21 protein-coding genes are annotated in these 23,005 nt (G+C 71.5%); all 21 read left to right on the plus strand.

Annotated elements, in window-relative coordinates; genetic code table 11:
* Positions 1–10 precede the first annotated feature (10 nt).
* The 21 genes from PKE99_RS27950 (at position 11) to PKE99_RS28050 (ending at position 22,912) form a co-directional block, all read left to right on the plus strand.
* Positions 11–1,006 carry an ABC transporter substrate-binding protein gene (locus PKE99_RS27950; RefSeq protein ID WP_081924560.1) on the plus strand — a complete coding sequence of 332 codons (996 nt, stop codon included), beginning with the start codon at positions 11–13 and terminating at the stop codon, positions 1,004–1,006.
* Positions 1,003–1,734: an isochorismatase family protein gene (locus PKE99_RS27955; protein ID WP_051737989.1), complete on the plus strand. Its 732-nt coding sequence runs from the start codon at positions 1,003–1,005 to the stop codon at positions 1,732–1,734. Before PKE99_RS27950 ends, PKE99_RS27955 begins: the two co-directional genes overlap by 4 nt.
* Positions 1,731–2,594 carry a polysaccharide deacetylase family protein gene (locus PKE99_RS27960; protein ID WP_051737988.1) on the plus strand — a complete coding sequence of 288 codons (864 nt, stop codon included), beginning with the start codon at positions 1,731–1,733 and terminating at the stop codon, positions 2,592–2,594. Before PKE99_RS27955 ends, PKE99_RS27960 begins: the two co-directional genes overlap by 4 nt.
* The gene (locus PKE99_RS27965; protein WP_037050640.1) at positions 2,591–3,619 is read left to right on the plus strand and encodes an LLM class flavin-dependent oxidoreductase; all 1,029 of its coding nucleotides are present in this window, start codon (positions 2,591–2,593) and stop codon (positions 3,617–3,619) included. Before PKE99_RS27960 ends, PKE99_RS27965 begins: the two co-directional genes overlap by 4 nt.
* A complete protein-coding gene (locus PKE99_RS27970) occupies positions 3,616–4,344 on the plus strand; it encodes an SDR family NAD(P)-dependent oxidoreductase (RefSeq protein ID WP_037050638.1) in 729 nt (242 codons plus the stop codon). Before PKE99_RS27965 ends, PKE99_RS27970 begins: the two co-directional genes overlap by 4 nt.
* A 71-nt stretch (positions 4,345–4,415) precedes the next feature.
* Entirely contained in the window at positions 4,416–5,231 is an 816-nt protein-coding gene (locus PKE99_RS27975; RefSeq protein WP_051737987.1) for a GntR family transcriptional regulator, read from the plus strand.
* Positions 5,232–5,384: 153 nt separating this feature from the next.
* The gene (locus PKE99_RS27980) at positions 5,385–6,746 is read left to right on the plus strand and encodes an aminomethyltransferase family protein (RefSeq protein WP_037050636.1); all 1,362 of its coding nucleotides are present in this window, start codon (positions 5,385–5,387) and stop codon (positions 6,744–6,746) included.
* Positions 6,747–6,780: 34 nt separating this feature from the next.
* Positions 6,781–7,923 carry an LLM class flavin-dependent oxidoreductase gene (locus tag PKE99_RS27985; protein ID WP_051737986.1) on the plus strand — a complete coding sequence of 381 codons (1,143 nt, stop codon included), beginning with the start codon at positions 6,781–6,783 and terminating at the stop codon, positions 7,921–7,923.
* On the plus strand, positions 7,920–9,383 hold the full coding sequence (locus PKE99_RS27990) for an aldehyde dehydrogenase family protein (RefSeq protein ID WP_197040799.1): 1,464 nt from the start codon (positions 7,920–7,922) through the stop codon (positions 9,381–9,383). The genes PKE99_RS27985 and PKE99_RS27990 overlap by 4 nt, the downstream gene beginning before the upstream one ends.
* Before the next feature lie 91 nt (positions 9,384–9,474).
* On the plus strand, positions 9,475–9,909 hold the full coding sequence (locus PKE99_RS27995; protein WP_037050634.1) for a MarR family winged helix-turn-helix transcriptional regulator: 435 nt from the start codon (positions 9,475–9,477) through the stop codon (positions 9,907–9,909).
* A 136-nt stretch (positions 9,910–10,045) separates the two neighbouring features.
* Positions 10,046–11,086, plus strand: coding sequence for a cupin domain-containing protein (locus PKE99_RS28000; protein ID WP_037050630.1), 1,041 nt, complete (start codon positions 10,046–10,048; stop codon positions 11,084–11,086).
* Positions 11,087–11,119: 33 nt separating this feature from the next.
* Positions 11,120–12,295, plus strand: a complete 1,176-nt coding sequence (locus tag PKE99_RS28005) for an FAD-dependent monooxygenase (protein WP_037050628.1) — start codon at positions 11,120–11,122, stop codon at positions 12,293–12,295.
* Between the two features lie 34 nt (positions 12,296–12,329).
* Positions 12,330–13,247 carry a fumarylacetoacetate hydrolase family protein gene (locus PKE99_RS28010; RefSeq protein ID WP_063739840.1) on the plus strand — a complete coding sequence of 306 codons (918 nt, stop codon included), beginning with the start codon at positions 12,330–12,332 and terminating at the stop codon, positions 13,245–13,247.
* On the plus strand, positions 13,244–14,476 hold the full coding sequence (locus tag PKE99_RS28015; protein WP_051737985.1) for a CaiB/BaiF CoA transferase family protein: 1,233 nt from the start codon (positions 13,244–13,246) through the stop codon (positions 14,474–14,476). The genes PKE99_RS28010 and PKE99_RS28015 overlap by 4 nt, the downstream gene beginning before the upstream one ends.
* A 12-nt stretch (positions 14,477–14,488) precedes the next feature.
* Positions 14,489–15,397 (plus strand): hydroxymethylglutaryl-CoA lyase, encoded by a 909-nt coding sequence (locus tag PKE99_RS28020; protein WP_037050624.1) that lies wholly within the window; start codon positions 14,489–14,491, stop codon positions 15,395–15,397.
* A 122-nt stretch (positions 15,398–15,519) separates the two neighbouring features.
* A complete protein-coding gene (locus PKE99_RS28025; protein ID WP_156067943.1) occupies positions 15,520–16,581 on the plus strand; it encodes an ABC transporter substrate-binding protein in 1,062 nt (353 codons plus the stop codon).
* The gene (locus PKE99_RS28030; RefSeq protein WP_037050619.1) at positions 16,581–18,299 is read left to right on the plus strand and encodes an ABC transporter permease; all 1,719 of its coding nucleotides are present in this window, start codon (positions 16,581–16,583) and stop codon (positions 18,297–18,299) included. Before PKE99_RS28025 ends, PKE99_RS28030 begins: the two co-directional genes overlap by 1 nt.
* 52 nt (positions 18,300–18,351) lie before the next feature.
* The gene (locus PKE99_RS28035; RefSeq protein ID WP_051737984.1) at positions 18,352–19,509 is read left to right on the plus strand and encodes an ABC transporter ATP-binding protein; all 1,158 of its coding nucleotides are present in this window, start codon (positions 18,352–18,354) and stop codon (positions 19,507–19,509) included.
* Positions 19,510–19,551: 42 nt separating this feature from the next.
* A complete protein-coding gene (locus PKE99_RS28040; protein WP_081924559.1) occupies positions 19,552–20,685 on the plus strand; it encodes an LLM class flavin-dependent oxidoreductase in 1,134 nt (377 codons plus the stop codon).
* Complete coding sequence (locus PKE99_RS28045) at positions 20,682–21,509, plus strand: NAD(P)-dependent oxidoreductase (protein WP_051737983.1); 828 nt, start codon at positions 20,682–20,684, stop codon at positions 21,507–21,509. The genes PKE99_RS28040 and PKE99_RS28045 overlap by 4 nt, the downstream gene beginning before the upstream one ends.
* A complete protein-coding gene (locus PKE99_RS28050) occupies positions 21,506–22,912 on the plus strand; it encodes an aminomethyltransferase family protein (protein ID WP_037050616.1) in 1,407 nt (468 codons plus the stop codon). Before PKE99_RS28045 ends, PKE99_RS28050 begins: the two co-directional genes overlap by 4 nt.
* Positions 22,913–23,005: the final 93 nt, after the last annotated feature.

The following is a 23,005-nucleotide window of genomic DNA, read 5'->3' on the forward strand; positions in this document are numbered from 1 at the left end:
AGTCGGACCGATGAGAAGGACGTTCGTGGCCGCGGTCGTCGCCGCGGCACTGGCGGTCGTCGCAGGGTGCGGCTCGGGCGGGTCGGAGGTGAACACCGGCCTGGACGGGCTCCGGATCGGCTTCTTCACCAACGGCGGCCAGACCCCGACGTACGTGGCCCTCACCGAGGGAATGTTCCGCGAGCACGGGCTCGACGTGGAGCGCGTGGAGTTCCAGGACCCGTCCGCGATGACGGCGGCGCTGCAGCGCGGGGACATCGACCTGATGTCCTCCATCCCCGGCCCGCCGCTCGCCGCCCGCGCCGCCGGGCTGGACGTCCAGGCCATCATTCAGAACGAGGCCGCCAAGTACGAGCCCCCCGACTCGGGCACCGTGATCGCGGCGCCGACGAGCGGGATCAGCACTCTGGGGGATCTGCCGGGCAAGCGGGTGGCGATCTTCGGCGGGGTCCGGAGCCAGATGAACGCCGGCGCGCTGTGGTTCATGCAGGGCCAGGGCATCGACACCTCCGGCATCGAGTTCGTCGAGGCCCCGTTCGCCAGTCACCTCGACCTGCTGCGCTCGGGCCAGGTCGACGCTGTGATGACCATCGACCCGTTCTCCACATCGATCGAGCAGTCCGGTTCGGGGACCGTCGTCGCCTACCCGAACCTGCTGGCCAACCCCGGGGCCCCGCTGTCCGCCTGGTGGGCGACCCGGGCGTGGGTGGAGGGCAACCCGGATCGCGTCGAGAAGTTCCAGCAGTCCCTGCGCGCCGCGATCGACTGGCTCTACCAGGACGAGGGGCGGGCCCGCCAGACCGTCGCGGCCTTCACGAAGCTGGACCCGGCGCTGCTGGCGAACATGCCGCTGAACAACTGGTCCTACAACGTGGACGAGAAGGCCTGGGCGCACAACGTGGAGATCCTGGTGTCGCAGCGCGCGCTGCCCGCCGTGGTCTCCTCCGACGAGTACTGGGCGCCGTCGATGAGGACTTTCGTCGCCGCGTCGGCGGTGGGGCGGTGAGCGGCGCGGAGTTCGCGGCATCCGTCGAGTGGGACACCCTGCGGCACGTCTGGGACGAGGTCGCTGACCCCGACATGCGGACGATCTACCAGGCTTACCGCCGCACGCTGGGGCTCAAGGGCCGCGTCGCCGTCGTCGCCGTCGATCTCTACAACAAGGCCTTCGAGGGCGGGCCGCTGCCGCCCAGCGAGCTCCAGAACACCTACCCCTCCAGCTGCGGGAAGTACGCGCACACGGCCGTCGAACCCATCGCGCGGGTCTTCGCGGCGGCCCGCCGCACCGCCGTCCCCGTCATCCACGTCACGGCGAACGCGGCGGCGGGCCCGATCACGGCGACGAACCGGCGAGTCGGTGGCCTGGACCCCGCGGGCCCCGCGGACCAGTGGGACTTCCACCCCGCCCTGGCCCCGGCACCTGGTGAGCTGATCGTGGTAAAGGAGCGGGCGAGCGCCTTCTACGGCACGCAGCTGGTGGCCGAGCTCGTCTCGCGGGGGATCTCGACCGTCCTCGTGGTCGGCGAGAGCACGTCCGGCTGCGTGCGGGCGACCGTCGTCGACGCTTGCTCGAACGGCTTTCACACCGTGGTGGTGGAGGACGGCGTGTTCGACCGTTCGTGGCTGAACCACCAGGTCAACCTGTTCGACCTCCACCACAAGTACGCCGACGTCCTCGACTCGGCCACGGTGATCGGCCTGCTGGAGCGGCTCTCCGCGGCGGCCCCGCGATGACCGCGGGGTCCGCCGCGACCGGGCCGGTCCCGTTCCGGTCCGCACGGGCTCGCACGGGCTGGACCCTGCCGGGCGGCGCGCGGCTCGCCGTGTGGGTCGTGCCCAACGTGGAGTTCTTCCCGCTGGACCGCCCGGTCCCGGGAGGCACCGGCGCCGCGCACGACACGCTCGCGTTCGCCGTCCGCGACTACGGGGCGCGCGTGGGCTTCTTCCGGGTGCTCGACGCGCTCACCGAGGTCGGAGTCCGGGGCACCGCCGCGGTCAACGCGTCGGTCGTCGAGGCGTACCCGGAGCTCGTCGCCGCGATGCGGGAGGCCTCCTGGGACGTGATGGGCCACTCGTGGACGAACGCGCGCCGGCTCGACCAGCTCTCCGAGCAGGAGGAGCGGGAGGAGATCGCCCGGGTCACCGACACCCTGGGCGCGGCTTTCGGCGCCCGGCCCGCGGGGTGGCTCGGCGCCGGACTCGCCGAGCGCTCGACGACGGAGGCCCGGCTCGTCGAGAACGGCTACAACTACGTGGCCGATTGGGCCACCGACGACCGCCCGGACCTCACCCGCTCCGGGCTCGTCACTGTGCCGTACACCCTCGAGGTGAACGACAAGCCCGCGTTCGACCAGCGCCTGCTCACTCCCGAGCAGTTCGCCGACCTGGCGATCCGTACTTTCGAGGTGCTCCACCGCGAGGGTGCGCAGGAACCGCGGGTGATGGCCATCGCGCTGCACCCCTACCTCATCGGCGTGCCGCACCGGATCGACGCGCTGCGCCGGCTGCTGGGGCACATCAGGGACCACGACGACGTGTGGTGGACCGACGGGGCGACCCTGGCCCGCCATTACCGGAAGGAGACACAGCGATGAAGACCGGCATCTACGTACCGATCCCGCACGTGACCGCGCACTCCGCGCGGCTCGGCGAGGTGGACGCGGCCGGGCGGCGGGGGCTCGACCCCGGCACGGTCGATCCTGGGTACCGGCTCGCGCTCGACAGCGTCACCGAGGCGGAATCGCTGGGGTTCGACATCGCGCTGTTCGCCGAGCGTCATCTGGGCACGGACCTGGAGTCCTGGGTGCTGGCCGCGGCGGTGGCCTCGCACACGCACCGCATCACGATCATGCCCGCGATGAACCCGGACTTCTGGCACCCGAACATCGCGGCCAAGATGGCCGCCACCTTGGACCGCGTCGCCCCCGGCCGGAGTGCGATCAACTTCGTCACCGGTTGGAACACCGCCGAGAACACCTTCTTCAGCACTGTGCGACCCACGGGGGAGGAGGAGAAGTACTCCCGTGCCGAGCGCTACATCGAGACGATGCGCGCCACGTGGGCCGCGGACGCCGACCTCGCTGCGCACCTCGAGGAGGGTGAGGAGTTCACAGCGGCGCCGATGCCGCTGGTCCCCGCGGGCGGGCCCCCGCCGTTCCACACGGTGAGCCGCTCCCCGCGCGGGCTCGAGATGGTCGCACGCTGTGCCGACCATTGGTTCGTCGACTATGGCACCGACCCCGAGCGCCCCTTCGCCGAGGTGCTGGAGACCGCGCGGGTCTCGGTGGAACGGATGCGGGAGCGCGCCGCGCGGTACAACCGGACCGTCGGGTTCGGGCTGAGCGCCTTCGTGGTGCCTGCGGAGACCGAGCGTGCCGGCTGGGACGAGGTGGCGCGGCTGCGAGCCGAGGCCACCGCCCGGTCGCCCGAGCTCGTCATCCCGAAGCTCGGCGCGGTGGGAGCGCAGCTTGTGGGTCCCGCCGAGCTGATCGGCGAGCGGGTCGCGGCGTATGCGGAGATCGGTGTGGACCTCGTGCTCTGCAAGTACGTGCCGGAGCCCGACGCGCTGCCCCGGCTGGCGTCGGTCCTGGCGCGCGACCCGGCGGTGGCCCGGCGATGAGCCCGGCCGACACCGTGGTCGTCACCGGGGCGGGTAAGGGCATCGGCACGGCGATCGCCCACCGTTTGGCCGCCGACGGGCGACACGTCTGGTGCGTGGACGTCCTGGCGGACCGGGCGGAGGAGACGGCCCGGGCCCTGCGCGAGGCCGGGGGCGAGGCCACGGGGGCCCACTGCGATGTCGGCGACCCGGGCTCGGTGACCGCGCTGTGGGACCGACTGGCCGTGGCAGGTCCGGTCTCCGGGCTGGTCAACAACGCCGCGGTCTTCCCACGCGGCGCCGCCCTGGAGATCGGCCTCGCGGAGTGGCAGCAGGTCCTCGCGGTGAATCTCACCGGCGCATTCCTGATGTGCCAGGCGTTCGCCCGGCAGGCCTCCGGCTCCGGCGCCGTGGTCAACGTGGCGTCGGGCCAGGCGTTTCGGCCCCTCGCGGGCGGCGCCCACTACGCCGCGGCCAAGGCCGGGCTCGTCAACCTCGGGCGGGTCCTCGCCCTCGAGTGGGGGCCGCTCGGGCTGCGGGTCAACACCCTCGTCCCCGGGCTCGTGCCGTCCGACCAGTCGCGGGCGGCGGTCGACGACGCCGGGTTCGCCGCACAAGCGACGATCACGCCGCTCGGCCGGCTGGCCACCCCGGCGGAGGTCGCGGAAGGGGCGGCGACGCTGCTCTCCGCGAGCTTCGTGACCGGCCAGGTCCTCGTCGTCGACGGTGGGGTGCTCCGGCTTTGAGGCGGTCCGCGACCGCGGCGCGCGCCACCGGACGCTCGTCGTCCGGCGTCCTCGTGGTCGAGACTGGCGCCATGGCCATCCCCGACGAGAGCCGCCGCCGACTGATCGCGCTCCGGCGGCGCCGGGCGCAGTCCCTCACCAGACGGGCGCGCGAGACCGCCGTGCGGCGGGTCGCGGACCTCGTCCGAGCGGCCCTGCTGACCGGCGACGGCGGACGGCTTCCGTCCGAGGACGATCTACAGCGCCACTTCGAGGTGAGCCGCAACGTCGTGCGGGACGCGCTCGACAGCCTCCGCGGCGAAGGGCTGATCCGCCGCAGCCCCGGGACCGGGACCTTCGTCGTCGGGGAGCGCTTCGACCATCGGGTCGACCGCCTCGGCGGCTTCCACCCTCAGGGTGCGCAGGTCCGCACCCGCCGCGAGGTGCTGAAGGCCAGGTCCATGACGGCCCCGCCGATCGTCCGCGAGCGGCTCGGCCTGCCGGGCGGCTCGGGCTGCGTGATGGTCGAGCACGTCACCGTCGTCAACGACGAGCCGACGGGCTTCTGGACCTCCTACCTCCCGCCCGACCTCGACGCCGTGCCGGGCCACATCGACACCTGCGGATCGCTGCACCAGGCGGTCGCGGCGATGGCCGGGTGCGAGGTCGGCGAGATCAGGACGGCGCTCGCGGCCGCGCTCGCCGGGCCGTCGGTCGCACTGAGCCTGGCCATCACCGAGGGCGACCCGGTCATCCGCCAGGAGCAGGTGACCGTGCTGGCCGACGGACGGACCTGCGAGTTCGCCATCGGCTGGACCCGCGCCGACCGGATGATCATGCAGACCGTGCGGCGTCCGGGCGCGGCGGTACCGACAGTCCCGCCTGCCGCCGTCCGGCTGCCTTATTGACAGGCAAGCCTGCGGAAATCTAGGGTCGGCAAGCCGGTTGGGAGCGCGGCGGCCGCAGGTCGGCGGCGCGCGGAACAGCCGAGGTGACTTCGCCGGGCCGGCTGTCCGAGCCCGGAACCCGTGTCTTGCACGCCAACGACGGAAAGGCAGACGATGGTCAACGAGAGCTTGCAGGCGAAGCTGGCGACGTACTCGAAGCCGGTCGACATGCTCCGGAACGCCCCGCTCAAGCTGTTCAGCCTCGCCTACGCCCCGCAGCACTCCAACTGGCGCGACGAGCAGGCGGCGTGGATGTCGAGCGCGGTGCTGTTCGACCAGTCCAACCACATGAACGACGCGTACTTCAAGGGTCCCGACGTCGTCCGGCTGATGTCGGACACCGGGATCAACAGCTTCAAGAACTTCGGTCGCAACAAGTCCAAGCAGTTCATGGTCTGCGGATACGACGGCAACCTGATCGGGACGTCGGTGCTGTTCGGCCTGGAGGACGACGAGATCAGCCTCGTCGGTCCCAGCGCCTGCGCCAACTGGGTCCAGTACCAGGCGGAGATCGGCGGGTACGACGTCGAGGTCACCTGGGACCGGCGGACCGCGGACAGTGACGCCCGCCGGCGGCTGTTCCGGTACGAGATCGAGGGCCCGCTCGCGAAGAGCATCCTCGAGAAGGCCACAGACGGGGCGCTGCCCGAAGTCCGCTTCTTCGGCATGACCGAGTTCGAGCTGGGCGGCGCGCAGGTGCGCGCGCTCAAGCACACGATGGCCGGCGCGCCCGGTGACGACAACATGGGCCTGGAGATCTGGGGTCCGTCCGAGGACGGCCCGCGGGTCCTCGACGCGCTCCTCTCCGCGGGCGAGGAGTTCGGCCTGGTGCGCGGCGGCGCGCTCGCCTACTACAGCTCCGGGATCGAGTCCGGCTATCTCTCGCAGCCGGTCCCGGGGATCTACACCGACGAGCGGATGCGCGCGTACCGGGAGTGGCTGCCGGCCGACGGGTACGAGGCCAAGATCTCGATCGCGGGCAGCTTCGCCTCTGAGGACATCGAGGACTACTTCCGGACCCCGTGGGACATGGACTACGGCCACATCATGAAGTTCGACCACGACTTCATCGGCCGGGAGGCGCTCGAGGCGACCAAGGACGAGCCGCGCAAGCGCAAGGTCTGGCTGCGGTGGAACGACGAGGACGCCACCCGGGTCATCACCAGCAGCCTGTTCTCCCCGCGGGGCACCGGGGCGAAGTTCCTCGACATGCCCCTGGGTCGGTACGCACGGGTGCAGTTCGACCAGGTCCGTGCGCAGGACGAGCTCGTCGGCATCTCGGCGATGTGCGGCTACACCGTCAACGTCGGCGGCTTCTTCTCCCTCGGCATGCTCGACGCCGACGCGGCGGTCGACGGCAAAAAGGTCAGCGTCGTCTGGGGCGAGGAGAACGGTGGGACCGCCAAGCTCGGGGTCGAGCGCCACGTCCAGACCGAGATCCGGGCTACGGTGCACACCTCCGCTCCGATCCGCTGACCGGTTCGTCGTCACGAGGAACGAGGAGAACGACATGGACGTCGCGACCCAGACTCAGACCCCGGCCGCGGCCGCGCAGCCGACCTCGGCGATGTACGGCGACAATGCGATGAAGCTCGGCATCTTCTGCCTCAACATCAGTGGCGGGATGGTGATGTCCGAGGCGGCACCCAACGTGCTGTCGTGGCCGGACACCGTGGCGGTCGCACAGGCCGCCGATGCCGCCGGGTGGGAGTTCCTGCTCTCGCTCGGGCGGTGGAGGGGGCACGGCGGGCGGATGAACGCCAACGCCGAGCAGTACGAGACCTTCACGTGGGCCGCGGGCATGGCCGCGGTGACGCAGCGGATCCACCTGTTCGTCACCTGCCACATCCCGGTCTTCCACCCGATGCTCGCCGCGAAGATGGCCGCCACCATCGACGCGATCAGCGCGGGCCGGGTTGGCCTCAACCTCGTGGCGGGGAACAACGCCCTCGAGTTCGGGATGTTCGGGATCGACCAGCGCGAGCACGAGGACCGGTACGCAGCCGCCGAGGAGTGGCTGATGCTGGTCGAGCGGTTATGGACAGAGCAGGACGAAGTGGACTGGGAGGGGAAGTACTACACGGTGCGGCGCGGCTACCTTCAGCCGAAGCCGGTGCAGCGTCCGCGTCCGCTCATCGTGTCCGCCGGAACCTCAGGCGCGGGTCTCGACTTCGCCCTCAAGCACTCCGACTACTCCTTCCAGGGCGGGCCGGACCTCGACATCGTCGGGGGCATCGCCCGGCGGACGGAGGCGAGGGCGCAAGAGCTCGGCGTGCGCGGCGGACGGATCACGTTCGCACCCGTCGTGCTGGCGGACACCGAGGCCGAGGCCTGGCGCTACTTCGAATGGTACGTCGACGAGCTCGGCGACCTCGAAGCCGCACAGAACCAGATCCGCGGGTCCATGGCCGGTGGTAGCCAGAGCTTCTCGCCCGAGGTGCACCTCCAGATGGCGCGCTACAAGGTGGCGGGCTGGGGCGGCATGCCGCTTGTCGGGACCGCCGAGCAGATCGTGGAGCGGCTCGTCGCGTACAAGGAGCTCGGCTACGACGGTATCGCCCTCGGCTGGGTCGACATGGCCCAGGGGCTGGCCGAGTTCAACGAGAAGGTCCTGCCGCTGATGGTCGAGGCCGGACTGCGGTCCGCGCCGTGAGCGCGCCGGAGTTCCTCGACGGCCGGATGCTGATCGACGGGAAACAGGCAGAGGCCTCGGACGGGGCGTTCCTCGACGCGGTCGACCCGGCGACCGAGGAGGTCATCGGGCGGGTGCCCGCCGGCACCACCGAGGACGTCCGGCTCGCCGCGGCCGCCGCGGAGCGAGCCGCCTCCGCGTGGGCCGGGCTGCCCCCGCGCGACCGCGCCACGGCGCTGGTCGAGGTGGCGGCCGCCCTGCGCGCCGAACGGGACCGGATCGTCGACCTCGAGGTCCGCGACTCGGGCAGCACGGTCCGCAAGCTACGCCTCGACATCGCCCGCGCCGCCGAGAGCCTGGAGTACTACGCCGGACTAGCCGGTGAGCTGAAGGGCGAGACCGTGCCGGCGACCGCCCGCGGCCTGCACTTCTCGACGCGGGAGCCCTACGGCGTCGTCGGTCGGATCACGCCCTTCAACCACCCGATCTTCTTCGCCGCGGGGAAGATGGCGGCACCGTTGGCCGCCGGCAACACGATGGTGATCAAGCCGAGCGAGCAGACCTCGCTCTCCGCGTGCGTTCTCGGGGAGATCTGCGGGCAGGTCCTGCCGAGCGGCGTGGTGAACATCGTGACCGGCGTGGGTGCGGTGGCGGGGGACGCCCTCGTGCGCGACCCGCGGATCCGCCGCATCGCGTTCACCGGCTCCGTCGCGACGGGGCTGGCCCTGCAGCGGGCGGCCGCCGAGGTGAACGTGAAGACGCTCAGCCTCGAGCTCGGCGGCAAGAACCCGATGGTCGTGTTCCCGGACGCGGACCTGGAGGCGGCCCTGCCCGCGGCGGTCGCGGGGATGAACTTCAGCTGGGCGGGGCAGTCCTGCGGCTCGCAGAGCAGGCTCTTCCTGCACGAGAGCATCTACGACGAGGGCGTCGCCCGGGTGGCGGAGCTCGTCGACGGGCTGACCGTGGGCGACCCGCGGGACCCGGCCTCGGACATGGGGCCGGTGAACTCGCGGGCGCAGTACGAGAAGGTGCTGCGCCACATCGACACCGCATTCGAGGACGGGGCGCGGCTGGTCGCGGGCGGCCGCAGCCTGCGCGGCGAGCGCTTCCCGACGGGCTACTGGGTCGCCCCCACCGTGTTTGCCGACGTCACACCCGGCATGCGGATCTTCCGTGAGGAGGTGTTCGGTCCCGTCCTGTCGATCGTGCGGTGGTCCACATCGGACGAGGTGGTCGCGATGGCGAACGACGTGGAGTATGGGCTGACCGCCTCGGTGTGGACGCGCGACCTCGCCACCGCGCTCAACACCGTCCACGCCATCGACGCCGGCTATGTCTGGGTGAATGGCGTGTCCGCACACTTCCCCGGGACGTCGTTCGGCGGCGTGAAGAACAGCGGGATCGGGCGCGAGGAAGGGATCGACGAGCTGTTCAGTTACACCCAGCCAAAGTTCGTGCACGTCAACGCCATGACCCGTTGAGAAGGGGTGGGGCTCCCCGGGCGGTACCGTCGTCCTGATCCGTGGTCCGATAGCGGTCGGAACGCCCGGCAGAAGAGGAAAGACGAAGGCGATGGCAACTCCTGACGCACTGGACGTCGCCGCCCGGCTGCGGGCCTGTCTCGGCCCGCTCGTCCGGAAGGTGAGGGGGCTGCGCGAGGACGGGGACCTGACTCTCGGCCAGGCCTCCATGCTGGCGCGCGTGGCGCAGAAAGGGCCGACGACGGTGGCGTCGCTGGCCGCCATCGAGATGATCCGGCCGCAGTCGGCGGCCCAGGTCGTCCAGGCCCTCGAGGCGAAAGGCTATGTCGACCGGAGGACCGACCCCAACGACTCTCGGCGCCTGATCGTGGAGGTCACGTCCAAGGGGAGCGACTGGGTCACCGACACGCGGGAGGCCTGGAACGGGCGCTTCGCCGCCGTCATCGCCACCGAGCTCTCGGCGGCGGAGCAGCGGCGCCTGGCCGCCGCCATCCCGCTGCTCGAACGGCTGCGCGAGGTGCTCTGACCGCCGGGCGGGGGGTCCGCCCCCCGCACGAGGCTTGTGCTGGCTCGTCCGTTCACGGAAACTGTTCACGCAAGATGCTCAGTACACTGAGCATCTGACAGATCGTCGGCTCGCCCGATGGGAAGGTTGGCTCTCAATGGCCGAGATAACGACCGACCAGGCCTACTCGCAGATCACGAAGCTCGGCGCAGAGCCGCTCTGGCGCCACTACGGCGACTTGTTCCACCCCGAGCCGCGCAGCGCGGCGGTTCCGCACCGGTGGTCCTTCTCCGACCTGCGGCCGTACATGCTGCACTTCACCGAGACGCTCTCCCTCGAGGAGGCGGAGCGCCGGGTGCTGATGCTGGTGAACCCGGGGTTGGCCGACCCGCCCGCCACCGTGAACAGCTTGTTCGCCGGGATCCAGATCATCATGCCGGGGGAGACCGCGCAGGCCCACCGGCACACCGCCAACGCCTTCCGCTTCATCATCGAGGGCGAGTCCGCCTACACGACGGTCAACGGCGAGCGCGTCCACATGCGCCCTGGTGACCTCCTGTTGACCCCTGGTTGGCACTGGCATGACCACTACCACGAGGGGTCGGGCCCCATGATGTGGCTCGACGGGCTCGACTTCCCGCTGACCAACAGCTTCGAGGCGGGCTTCTTCGAGCTGTTCGGCGACCGCACCCAGAAGAGCAGTGTCCCCGACGACTTCTCCAGCCGCGTCTATATCCACGGCCGGCTCAACCCGGTCTGGGAGACCCCGCAGACCGCGTCCTCCCCGGTGGGCAACTACCCGTGGTCGGAGACCGAGCGGGCCTTAGCGGCAATCGGTGACGACGTGGACGGCAGCGAGTCCGAGGGTGTCGTGCTCGAGTACACCAACCCGTGGACCGGCGGTCCGGTGATGCCGACGATCGACTGCCGGATCCTGCGGCTGCGACCCGGCTTCGTCGGTCGGCCCGCGAGGACGACCGCGAGCACGATCCTGCACGCGGTGCGGGGCCGGGCGACGGTCGAGGTCGGCGACACCACGTTCGACCTCGAACCGAAGGACATCCTCGCCGTGCCCGGCTGGGCGCGCTACCGGCTCGACTGCGCCTCGACGTCCGACGACGTCGTCCTCTTCGCCTACAGCAACCGCCCCGCTCTGCGGGCGCTGGAGCTGTTGCGCGAGGAAGCCCTGGCGGACTGACCCACATGATCGCGGCGAAAGGGAGAAGCGACGATGCCGGATAGCCGGGACGCAGTGATCGTCGGCGGGGGGATCGGGGGCGTGTCCGCAGCATTGGCGCTCTCACACTCCGCGGACTTCGAGACCATTCGAGTGCTCGAGAGGTCGGACGAGTTCGGCGAGATCGGAGCGGGGCTGCAGCTCGCGCCGAACGCCCAGCACGCCCTGGAGGCGTTGGGGATCGGCGCGGCCGAGCTCGACCGCTATGCCTTCCGCCCGGGCCGCCTGGTCATGTTGGACGCGTTGTCCGGTGAGGTGATCACCGCGCTGGACCTCGGTGCGGAGTACGAACGCCGGTACGGGAAGCCCTACATCGTGATGCACCGGCGGGACCTGCTCGACCTCCTCGTCGACGCGGCCAAGCAACGCGCGAACGTCGAGCTGTGCGTCGGACAGACGGTCTCCGGCGTCCAAGACGAGGGCACCCGTGCCGTCGCCCGCACCGAGCAGGGGGTCGACCACGTTGCCGACCTCGTGATCGGTGCCGACGGGCTGAGGTCCACCGTGCGCGAACAGGTGGTCGGCGACCCGGCCCCCGTCCCGTCCGGCTATGTGAGCTACCGCGGGACCCTGCCGTTCGACCACGTGGCGGAGCTGGCCGGCGGGCGCGACGTGCTCGTCTGGGCGGGGCCGGGCATGCACCTCGTGCAGTACCCGATCCGCCGCGGCGAGTTGTACAACCAGGTCGTCTGCTTCCGCAGCGACCGCTTCGACACGGGGCACTCGGACTGGGGCCTACCCGACGAGATCGACGAGCACTACGCCGAGGCCTGTGCGCCCGTGCGGGCGAGCGTCGAACTCATCTCCCGCGACCGGCACTGGAAGATGGTCGACCGGGACCCGGTCGAGAACTGGGTGCGGGGGCGGTTGGCCCTGCTCGGCGACGCGGCGCACCCGATGTTCCAGTACGTGGCCCAGGGTGCCTGTCAGGCGCTCGAGGACGCCCAGGTCCTGGGGAGCGTGCTGGGCGCGCAGCCCGACATCGACGCCGCCCTGGTGGAGTACCAGCGCCTGCGCGTCCCCCGGGCGGGCCGGGTGCAGCGGACCGCCCGGAGCTTCGGCGAGCTGCTGCACCTCGAGGGCATGGGCGCGACCGTGCGCAACCGCCTGCTCGAGGCGCGGGCACACGACGACTACTCGGAGTCGGACTGGCTGCACGGCCACCGCTGACGAGCACCAACCGAACCGCAACGCAGGAGACATTGTGCATCTCGCCACGTTCGACGACGACCGGCTGGGCGTCGTCCTCGACGACCGCATCGTGGACGTCAGCGATGTCGTGGACGGCACCGACGACACTCGGGGCACCGGTGGTGGTGGCCTCGGCGCCGGCCGCATGCGCCGCTACATCGCGGACCCGCGGCCCGAGGAGGTCGCGGTCGCGGCGAGGACGCGCCCCGGCCGCCCGCTGGCGGAGGTGACGCTGCGGGCCCCCGTGCCCGACCCCCGCGTCATCGTCGCGGCGCCGGTCAACTACCTCGACCACCAGCAGGAGATGCGAGAGTCGGCGGACGTGGGGGCGCTCGGCTTCTTCCTCAAGGCGCCATCGTCGCTGCTCGGGGACGGCGGGACCGTGCGCCTGCCCTATGGCGACCGCAGGTTCGACCATGAGGCGGAGATCGCCGTCGTGATCGGCAGGAAGACCCGGGACGTGTGCGAGGCGGACGCCCTCGACCACGTGTTCGGCTACACAGGCCTGCTCGACATCACGATGCGGGGCGGTGAGGACCGCTCGATCCGCAAGTCGTTCGACACGTTCACGCCTTGCGGCCCGTGGATCGCGACGCCCGACGAGCTCGCCGATCCCGCCGACGTCGCCTTCTCGCTCACCAACAACGGGGAACTGCGGCAGAAGGCGAGCACGAGCGGCCTGATCTGGGGCGTTGCCCGGTTCGTGGCCTACGTGTCGACCGTCCTGACCTTGCGCCCGGGCGACATCCTCAGCACGGGCACGCCCGCGGGCGTCAGTCCTCTGCTCGACGGCGACGTGGTCAGCATGCGCGCCGACGGGATCGGCACGCTGACCGTCCGGGTCGACGGCTCGTCGACGACGCCGAGCCCCACGCGGGGGCACCACTCCGGCCCGACCCCGCCGCCGGGGGACCGCGGCGGTGCTCGGTGACCGGGACCGCCCGGCCGGAGGAGCGGCCTGCGCCCGCCGGGCCGCTGGTCGGCCTGCGCGTCATCGAGCTCGGTTCCATCGTCGCCGGTCCGTTCGCCGCCCGGCTGCTGGCCGACTACGGCGCCGATGTGGTGAAGATCGAGTCGCCCGAGCGGCCAGACCCGTTGCGGGACTGGGGGCAGGCCGCCTACCGGGGCCACCGTCTCTGGTGGACGAGCCATGCGCGCAACAAGCGCTGCATCACCCTTGACCTCCGCAGCGAACGCGGGCGGGAGCTGCTCCTGCGCATGGTCGAGTCGGCCGACGTCGTGATCGAGAACTTCCGGCCGGGGACCCTCGAGCGGTGGAACCTCGGCTGGGAGGAGCTCAGCGCGCGGAACCCGCGGGTGATCCTGGCGCGGGTGTCGGGCTACGGGCAGACCGGGCCCTACGCGCACAAGCCCGGCTACGCCTCGGTCGCCGAGGCGCTCTCCGGGCTGCGCTCGATCAACGGCTACCCCGGGCAGGCACCACCACGCCAGGCCGTCAGCCTCGGTGACTCGCTGGCCGGGATGTTCGCGGCGCAGGGCGTGCTCGCGGCCCTGCACCACCGCCACCGCACCGGCGAGGGCCAGGTCGTCGACGTGGCGCTGACCGAGTCCTGCTTCGCGCTGCTGGAGTCGACGGTCGCCGAGTACGACCGGCTCGGCCGCGTGCGGCAGCCGGGCGGGACGCGCCTCGACGGGATCGCGCCCTCGAACGTCTACCGCACCGGGGACGGGCGGTGGCTGGTCGTGGCCGCGAATCAGGACACCGTGTTCCGCAGGCTCGCGATCGCGATGGGCACCCCCGAGCTCGCCGACGACCCTCGCTACGCCACCCACGTTGCGCGCGGCGAGCACCAGGACGAGCTCGACGAGCTGGTCGGGAAGTGGGTGTCCGAGCGTCCCGCGGCGGAGGTCGCCGCGATCCTCGACGCGGCGGGGGTCGTCTGCGGTCCGATCAGTACAGCCGCCGAGCTCGTCACCGACCCGCAGCTGCGGGCGCGGGGCATGCTCGTCCCGCATCACGACGAGCGGGTCGACGACGACGTGCTGGGACCGGGCGTGGTCCCCGTCTTCTCCGCGACCCCGGGACGCATCCGGTGGGCCGGTCCGCCGCGCCCCGGGCACCACAACGACGAGGTCTATGGCGAGCTCGGGCTCACCGCCGCCGACCTCGACGCGCTCGCGTCCGACCACGTGATCTGAGGAGCTCCGACCGTGCTGGGAATCGTCGAGGTGGGGCCGCGGGACGGCCTGCAGAACGAACGCGCACTGCTCGACACCGACGCGAAGGTCGAGCTGATCAGTTTGGCCCTCGCCGCGGGCGCTCGGCGCATCGAGGCGGTGTCGTTCGTGCGGCCCGACGCGGTGCCGGTGATGGCGGACGCCGAGGCCGTCATGGAGCGGGTGCCGCGTTCGCCCGGGGTGTCCTTCATCGGGCTGGTGCTCAACCCGCGCGGCTACCGGCGTGCGGTGGCGGCGGGGATCGACGAGGTCAACGTCGTCGTCCCGGCGTCGGACGGGTTCGCGAAGGCGAACCAGAACTCCACGACCGCCGCGCTGACCGCGGTCGCCGAGGAGGTGGTGGCCGAGGCGTCTGCGGCCGGGCTGTTCACCACCGTCACCGTAGCGACCGCGTTCGGGTGCCCGTTCGACGGCGAGGTCGACCCAGCCCGGGTGTTCGCGATCGCCGAGCGCGCCGCCCGAGCGGGCGCCCGCGAGATCGCCGTCGCGGACACCATCGGCGTGGGCGTGCCCACCCAGGTGCGCGAGCTGCTCGAGGGTGTGCGGTCGGCTGCGCCGGGGGTCGCGACCCGCGCGCACTTCCACAACACCCGCAACACCGGCTACGCCAACGCCGTCACCGCGTACGAGTGGGGCGTGGGCAGCCTGGACTCGTCGTTCGGCGGCATCGGGGGCTGCCCCTTCGCACCGAACGCGACGGGCAACATCGCGACCGAGGACCTGGTCGCCCTGCTCGACCGCATGGGCGTCGACACCGGCCTGGACCTCGATGCCCTGCTGCCGATCGCCGACCTCCTCTCCGGGCTGCTCGGCTACCGCGTCCCGGCGCTCCTCCCGCGAGCCGGCGCCTTCGGCGGAGCCTCGCGCACGAGCCGCACGTGATCTGACAAGCACGCGGGCGACGTCGCCGGACGCCGACCGATCCACGGCCTCAACGACGAGAGGGAACGATGAGAACCACAGGGGTTGTCCGTCTGGCGGTCAGCACAGCGATGGTGGCGGCGTTGACGCTCGCCTGCGGCTCGGGCGGTGGGCAGGGCTCGGGCGCGGAGGGACCGACGACCGTCGCCGAGGTCCTGGCCGCGGTCGACGGCCTGCAGGGCGAGCCCCGGCGGCAGAAGCTGGTCGAGCTGGCGGAAGCCGAGGACCGGCCGTTCCGGCTCTACAGCGCGAGCTCCGGCGACGTGGTCGACGCCGAGGTCGAGGCGTTCACCAAGGCCACCGGGGTGCGCGTGGAGAGCTACCGGGCCTCGGCGACCGACCTGACCCAGCGGGTGCTGACCGAGAACCAGGCCCGCTACGCCGACGGCGCGGACGTGCTGTTCAACGACTACAAGCAGATGCTGATCTACAGCGCGCAGGGCCTGCTGCAGCCGCTGCCCACGCCCGCCGCGGAGGGCATCGACCCCGCGTTCGTGCGGCCCGACTGGATCGGGGCGACGATGTACGCCTACGTCGCCGCATGGAACGTCGACCAGGTCCGCACCCCGCCTCGGTCGTGGCCCGAGCTGCTGACGCAGTACAAGGGCAGGCTCGCGATCTTCGACGTCGACTACGACTGGTTCGCGACACTGGTGCAGGACATGGTGCGCCAGGGGATGAGCGAGGACGCCGCCGTCGACCTCTTCCGGCAGGCCGCCCAGGGTTCGCAGCTGGTCGACCAGCACACACTCGGCGCCAACCTGCTCGCCGCGGGCCAGTACCCCTTCGTCACGTCGGCCTTCGGCTACCGCATCGACGTGCTGAAGAAGACCGGCGCGCCGGTCGACTGGCAGCCCGCGGTCACGCCCATCGTCGCCCTCCCGCTCGGCCTCGGGATCCCGCACACCACCGACAACCCGGCCTGCGCGGTCCTCTACGCGGAGTGGCGGCTCGGCGACACCCAGAAGCTCATGGCGGACGAGTTCGCGCTCAGCCCCACCAACCCGCAGTACGGCGGCGTGCTCGCGCAGTACCCGGGCCAGGTCCTCACCGTCGACGAGAAGACGCTGACGGTGGACGAGTCGCGCTGGAAGGACCTGTACGCGCAGGTCGTGCGCGGGACGAGCAGCAAGGTCACCGGCTGATGCCACAACCGACGCTCCTCGACGCCGGCCCCGCCCCCGGAGGCCCGCCGCCGACCGCACGGCGCTCCGACCTGGTGCTGCCCGGGGTCACGCTGCTGACGTTCGTCATCGTCGCGGTCCTGGTGCTTGTCCCGCTGGGCTTCCTGCTGGTTAAGACGTTCACCGTGGACGGCTCCTTCAGCCTGGCCGCGTTCGCCGACACCGTGAACTACCCCGGTTTCGGGGCCGCGCTGTGGACGACCGTCGTGTTCGCCGTACTGGCCACGGTCATCGCCCTGGTGACCGGCAGCACCACGGCGTTCGTCCTCGTGCGGACCGACGTCCCGGCGCGTCGGGCCCTCTCGCTCGTCGTGCTGGTGCCCCTGATCCTGCCGAGCGTGCTCTACGCGATGGCCTGGGTGTTCCTCGCCTCGCCCCGGATCGGCCTCCTCGAGCACTTCCTCGGCTGGACCGCGCTGGACGTCTACTCGGTCGGCGGGATGGCGCTCGTGCAGGGGCTGGCAATGGCCCCGCTCGCCCACCTCGCCTTCGCCGGGACGTTCACGTCGATGGACCCCTCGCTGGAGGAGGCGGCCCGGGTGGGCGGGGCCTCCGCGGTGCGGACCTTCCGCCGGGTCACGCTCCCGCTCGCCCGGCCCGCCCTGCTCTCCACGACGGTGCTGTGCTTCACGCTCGCCGTGGAGGGCTTCGAGATCCCGATCCTGCTCGGCCTGCCGAACAAGCAGTTCACCCTGACCACCCTCATCTACCAGGCCATCGGCGAGTACCCGCCGGACTACGGCGTGGCCGGCGCGATCTCGACGATGTTGGTGGTGGCGCTCGCGCTGGTCATCCTCGCGCAGAACCGCGCCATGCGGGCCACCCGCTCGTTCCAGACGATCTCCGCGAAGGGCCACAGCGCGCGGCGGCTCTCGCTCGGCGCATGGCGGTGGCCGGTGTGCGCGTTGACGTGGGCCTACGTCGGGGTGATCGTCGTGGCGCCGGTGGTGATGCTGGCGTACGCCTCGACCCAGACCTTCTACCGGCCGCCCTCCTGGGAGTCCCTCGCCACGGCGAGCCTGGACTCCTATCGAGCGGCGGCGGGCACCCGCGACTTCGCCGACGCGGCGATCAACTCCGTCCTGCTGTCGGTCGTGGTGGCGAGCGCACTGATGTTCCTGATGTCGGTCGTGGCCTGGATCCGGGTCCGGTCCGGTCTGCGGCTGGCGTGGGTGGTGGAGTCCATCGCCACCGTGCCGCTGGTGGTTCCGGGGCTGATCCTCGGCGTGGCGTTGCTGACCGTGTACGTGAACGCCGACATCGGTGTCTACGGCGGCCTCGGCATCCTCGTCATCGCCTACATGACGCGGTACATGCCCTTCGGGGTGCGGTACGCGCAGAACGCGATGTACCAGATCGACGACCACCTGGAGGAGTCGGCGCGGGTCAGCGGCGCATCGCGATGGCGGGCCTTCGTGCGGGTGCTCGTGCCCCTGATGAGGCCCGGTCTGGTCGCCGGCTGGATCTTCATCGCGATCGTCTCGTTCCGGGACCTGTCTACCCCGGTCCTGCTCTACTCGTCGGACAGCAAGGTGTTCCCGGTGCTGGTCCTCGAGAAGTGGCAGAACGGGGCGCTGAGCGAGGCGGCGACGATGGGCATGATGCTCGTCCTGTTCCTGCTGGTGGTCGGGGCCCTCGCGGCGGTGCCTCTGCGTCGCTCCGGCGGGGTGCGGCTGTGAGGCCGGCCCGCCCGCCCGTCCCGTCCCCCTCATCGCCGAGCTGGAGCCGTTCATGCTGACCATCACCGACCTCTACAAGACCTACCGGGGCGCGGCGAGCCCCGCCGTCCGCGGTGTGTCGTTCGAGGTGCCGCGCGGCGCGATGGTCAGCCTGCTGGGGCCCTCCGGCTGCGGCAAGACCACCACCCTGCGCTGCGTCGCCGGTCTCGAGACGCCGGACTCCGGCGAGATCGTGCTCGCCGACCGGGTCCTCGACTCGGTCAGCCGAGGGGTCTCCGTCCCGGTCCACCGGCGCGGGCTCGGCATGGTGTTCCAGTCCTACGCGATCTGGCCGCACATGTCGGTCCTCGACAACGTCCGCTTCCCGCTGCAGACGCTGCCCCGCTCGGAGCAGGTCTCGCGCGCGGAGCAGATCCGCCGGGTCGAGGAGGCCCTCGACCTCGTGCAGCTCGGGCGGTTCGCTGGGCGCCGTGCGACGGACCTGTCCGGCGGGCAGCAGCAGCGGCTCGCGCTGGCCCGGGCGCTGGTCGGCCGCCCGCCCCTGCTGCTGCTCGACGAGCCGCTGTCCAACCTGGACGCGCGGCTGCGGGACGAGATGCGGTTCGAGCTGCTCCGGCTGCAGTCCGAGCTCGGGATCACCACCGTGTTCGTGACTCACGACCAGGCCGAGGCGCTGGCGCTCAGCGACGCCATCGTGCTGATGAACGACGGCGTGATCGCCCAGGTGGGCCCCCCGACGGAGCTGTACCGGCGCCCGGCGTCGCGCTTCGTCGCGTCGTTCATCGGCCGGACCAACCTGTGGGACGGCGACGTGCTCGACGAGCCCGGCGTGGACGGGCTGGTGACGGTGGGCACGGCGCTCGGTCCGCTCCGCGGGGTCGTGGGTGCGGACGGCGTGCGGCGGGGCGGCCCGGCGGTACTGGCCTGTCGGCCCGAACAGATGGCGATCGAGGACATCGAGACCGCGGACCCGCGGTCGCCCAACGCCGTGGAGGCCGTGGTGAAGAGCAGCATCTTCACCGGCGACGCCGCCGAGTCCGTGCTGGAGGCCGGGCGGGTCGAGCTGCGTGTTCGACACGCCCCCGACAACCGACACGCGCCCGGGGACCGGGTCCTCGTCCGCTTCACCCCGGGGGACTGCATCGTCCTCCCGAGCGGTGCGGAAGCGGACTCGACCGACGGTGTGCCCGAACGCGAGCTCGTCGGCTGACCGCAGCCCCGTTCGGGAGCAAGAAGGAACGAAGGGACCACGATGAACACTCCACTCCGGCCCGGCGCGATGCGCGGTGACAACACGTTCAAGCTCGGCCTGTTCGGCATGAACTGCTCGGGCGGTCTCACGATGACCAAGGCCCCCGAGCGCTGGCACCCCTCCTGGGAGAACAACCTGACCGCCGCGCGGCTCGCCGACGAGGCCGGTCTCGAGTTCGTCCTGCCCATCGGGCGCTGGCTCGGCTACCGCGGGGAGACGGACACCGAGGGCACGTCGTTCGAGACACTGACCTGGGCGTCGGGCCTGCTCGCGGCCACCCGCGGGCTCAACGTCTTCGGCACCGTCCACGTCGGGCTGATCAACCCCGTGTTCGCGGCCAAGCAGATGGTCACCGCGCACCACATCGGGGCGGGCCGCTTCGGGCTCAACGTCGTGTCGGGCTGGAACGAGGGCGAGTACGGCATGTTCGACGTGCCGATGCTCGAGCACGACGAGCGCTACGCCTTCACCGAGGAATGGGTGAGGATCGCCCAGCGGATCTGGGGCGAGGAGGAGCCGTTCGACTTCGACGGCCGCTACTTCCGGCTCAAGGGCGTGCTCAGCAAGCCGAAGCCCTTCGGCGGGCGGCGGCCGCTGCTCATGAGCGCCGGGTCGAGCCCGGCGGGGCGGGACTTCGCCACCCGCAACGCCGACTGCCTGTTCATGGCGGTCGTCGACCAAAACAAGGTGGCGGGCGAGGTCGCGGGCCTGCGTGCGGCGGCGGCACCGCGGCCCATCGGCTGCTACACGAGCGCACACATGCTCACCCGGCCGACCGCGAAGGAGGCCGCGGAGTACTACCACTACATCGTCCACGAGAACGGCGACTGGGAGGGGGCCGAGCACATCGTGGCGATCCGGACGCAGGGCACGCGCTCCTTCCCGGCCGACCGCATGCAAGAGCTCAAGGAACGGCACATGGCGGGCATCGGCAGCCTTCCCCTGCTGGGCAGCTACGACGAGGTCGCCGACAAGCTCGCGGCGCTGCACGCGGCGGGCCTGGACGGGGTCGCCGTCGGGCTCGTCAACTACATCGACGAGTTCCCGGTGCTGCGCGACGAGATCCTCCCGCGCCTCGAACGGCTCGGCCTGCGCGCGCCGTTCGCCGGCCTGGCGGCGGAGGAGCGGGCATGACGATCCGGACGGTGGGCGTGCTCGGCCTCGGCGCGATGGGACGGCCGATGGGGCGCCACCTCGTGGCGGGCGGTTTCGACGTCGTCGGGTACGACCCGTCGGCGGAGAGCGTGCGGCGCGCCGAGGAGGTGGGTGTGCGCGGGCTGGCCTCCCCCAAGGAGGTGGCGCAGGAGAGCGACGTCGTCCTGATCGTCGTCGGGTTCGAGGAGCAGGTCGAGTCCGTCGTGTTCGGCGACGACGGCCTGCTGGCGGGTGCGCGGCCGGGCCTGGTGCTGGGCCTCGGGTCCACCGTCTCGCCCACCTACGCGCGCGATCTGGCCGCCCGGCTCGAGGGCAGCGGCGTCGACCTGCTCGACATGCCGGTGACCCGCAGCGACCGGGCGGTCGAGAGCGGGACCGCGCTCGTGCTCGCGGGCGGCGACCCGGCGGTCCTCGACGCCTGCCGGCCCGTGCTGGCCACCTTCGCCACCGACGTGTTCGCGCTCGGGGGGTTCGGCAGCGGCCAGGTCGCCAAGATGGTCAACAACATGATCCTCTGGGCGTGCGTCGCCGCGAACGACGAGGGACTGCGCCTCGCCGAGGAGCTCGGCGTCGACCCGGACCGCCTGCGGGAGGCGCTCGTGGTCAGCAGCGCGGCGAACTTCGCTCTGATCGAGCGCGCGGACGAGCGTCCGGTGCCGTGGGCGGAGAAGGACATGGTCATCGCGCAGCAGGAGGCCGACAAGCTGCGCTTCGCGATGCCGGTCGGCGGGCTGGTCAAGGAGGCCGTCAAGGCGTTCAAGCTCCGCAAGGGCTACCCGACGCCGGGGACGGGGCCGCGGTGACGGGGGGTCGGCGCTCGCTGCAGGACGTCGTCGACGCCGTCCCGGACCTCGTCGAGCACCTCCGCAACGACACCCCCGGGCCGGCGATCCGGACCCGCACCGACCAGATCCCCGTCCCCGCCGAGTTCTCGAACTGGCGGTCCGAGCAGCGGGCCTGGCACGAGACGGCGATCCTGTTCGACCAGTCCCACCACATGCCTGAGCTGTTCCTCTCCGGACCGGACGCCCTCGCCCTGCTGTCCCGGGTCGGGGTCAACCGACTGGCGAACCTGGCGCCCGGTCGGGCCAAGCAGTTCATCGGCTGCGCTCCCGACGGGAGCATCATCGGCGACTGCATCCTCTGCCCGCTGCCCGGCGGGGTCTACGAGCTGGTCAGCAGCATGCCCCTGCTGAACTGGGTCGAGTACCAGGCCCACGTCGGCGGGTGGGATGTGACGGTCGTGCGGGACCACAACACCGCCGACAACCCCACCGGTCGGCGGGTCCGCTTCCGCTTCCAGCTCGATGGCCCGGAGGCCGGCGCGATCTTCGACGAGGTCGTCGAGGGGGAGACCCCGGACATCCCGTTCTTCCGGACGGCGACGGCGGTGGTTGCCGGCGTCGAGGTCCTCGTGCTGCGGCACGGCATGGCAGGGCGCAATCGGGGGGTCGAGATCTCCGGGCCCTATGAGCACCGGGAGGCGGTGCGGGCCGCGATCCTTGCGGCGGGCGCCCCGCGCGGCCTGCGCCGGGGCGGCCTCAAGGCCTACTTCACCACGGTCTACGAAACCGGATGGATCGCCTATCCGCTGCCTGCGATCTACACGGGGGAGGAGTTGCGCGGCTACCGGGAGTGGCTCCCCGCCGACGGCTGGGAGGGCCGGTTCCAGCTCGCGGGCAGCCTGCGTCGGGACCGGATCGAGGACTACTACCTCACGCCCTACGACCTCGGCTACGGCCACCTCGTGTCCTTCGACCACGACTTCGTCGGGCGGGCGGCGCTGGAGGCCGTGGCGGCCGCCCCGCCCAAGAAGCGCGTGACGCTCGTGTGGGACACCGAGGACGTGCTCCGCGTCATGCGGTCGCTCTTCGAGCCGGGGCTGCCGTACAAGTTCCTCGATCTGCCGATCGCCGACTACGGCGTGCTCATGCAACGCGACGAGGTGCGCGGTGCGGACGGCAGGCTCGTCGGGCAGTCGACGTTCTGCGGCTACACGGCGAACACGCGGGCGGTGCTGTCGCTGGCCGTGGTCGACGCCGAGCACGCCGAGCCCGGCACCGAGGTGACGATCACGTGGGGCGAGCCCGACGGCGGCTCGCGCAAGCTGCGCGTCGAGGAACACCGACAGTGCACCGTCCGGGCCGTCGTCGCCCCGGCACCATACGGCGCGGTCCCACGATTATTGACAGGTGCGCCTGTCTAAATTATGGTCGGGTGGTCCGCTCGGGACCGCCGCTCACCCGCGCGCCGGCCGGACCCTCTTCGACACGCAGCTGTGCCGGCCTCGTTCTTCCGG

Source organism: Pseudonocardia halophobica, assembly GCF_027922425.1.
GTDB classification, from domain to species: Bacteria; Actinomycetota; Actinomycetes; order Mycobacteriales; family Pseudonocardiaceae; genus Pseudonocardia; species Pseudonocardia halophobica.

Excerpts from the sequence above, each read along its gene's own strand:
- PKE99_RS27970 (WP_037050638.1), top strand. The coding sequence starts at position 3,616 with ATGAGCCCGGCCGACACCGTGGTCGTCACCGGGGCGGGTAAGGGCATC.
- PKE99_RS27950 (WP_081924560.1), top strand. The coding sequence starts at position 11 with ATGAGAAGGACGTTCGTGGCCGCGGTCGTCGCCGCGGCACTGGCGGTC.
- PKE99_RS28035 (WP_051737984.1), top strand. The coding sequence starts at position 18,352 with ATGCTGACCATCACCGACCTCTACAAGACCTACCGGGGCGCGGCGAGC.
- PKE99_RS28000 (WP_037050630.1), top strand. The coding sequence starts at position 10,046 with ATGGCCGAGATAACGACCGACCAGGCCTACTCGCAGATCACGAAGCTC.
- PKE99_RS27975 (WP_051737987.1), top strand. The coding sequence starts at position 4,416 with ATGGCCATCCCCGACGAGAGCCGCCGCCGACTGATCGCGCTCCGGCGG.
- PKE99_RS27995 (WP_037050634.1), top strand. The coding sequence starts at position 9,475 with ATGGCAACTCCTGACGCACTGGACGTCGCCGCCCGGCTGCGGGCCTGT.
- PKE99_RS28040 (WP_081924559.1), top strand. The coding sequence starts at position 19,552 with ATGAACACTCCACTCCGGCCCGGCGCGATGCGCGGTGACAACACGTTC.
- PKE99_RS27960 (WP_051737988.1), top strand. The coding sequence starts at position 1,731 with ATGACCGCGGGGTCCGCCGCGACCGGGCCGGTCCCGTTCCGGTCCGCA.
- PKE99_RS28045 (WP_051737983.1), top strand. The coding sequence starts at position 20,682 with ATGACGATCCGGACGGTGGGCGTGCTCGGCCTCGGCGCGATGGGACGG.
- PKE99_RS27965 (WP_037050640.1), top strand. The coding sequence starts at position 2,591 with ATGAAGACCGGCATCTACGTACCGATCCCGCACGTGACCGCGCACTCC.
- PKE99_RS27985 (WP_051737986.1), top strand. The coding sequence starts at position 6,781 with ATGGACGTCGCGACCCAGACTCAGACCCCGGCCGCGGCCGCGCAGCCG.
- PKE99_RS28005 (WP_037050628.1), top strand. The coding sequence starts at position 11,120 with ATGCCGGATAGCCGGGACGCAGTGATCGTCGGCGGGGGGATCGGGGGC.
- PKE99_RS27980 (WP_037050636.1), top strand. The coding sequence starts at position 5,385 with ATGGTCAACGAGAGCTTGCAGGCGAAGCTGGCGACGTACTCGAAGCCG.
- PKE99_RS28030 (WP_037050619.1), top strand. The coding sequence starts at position 16,581 with ATGCCACAACCGACGCTCCTCGACGCCGGCCCCGCCCCCGGAGGCCCG.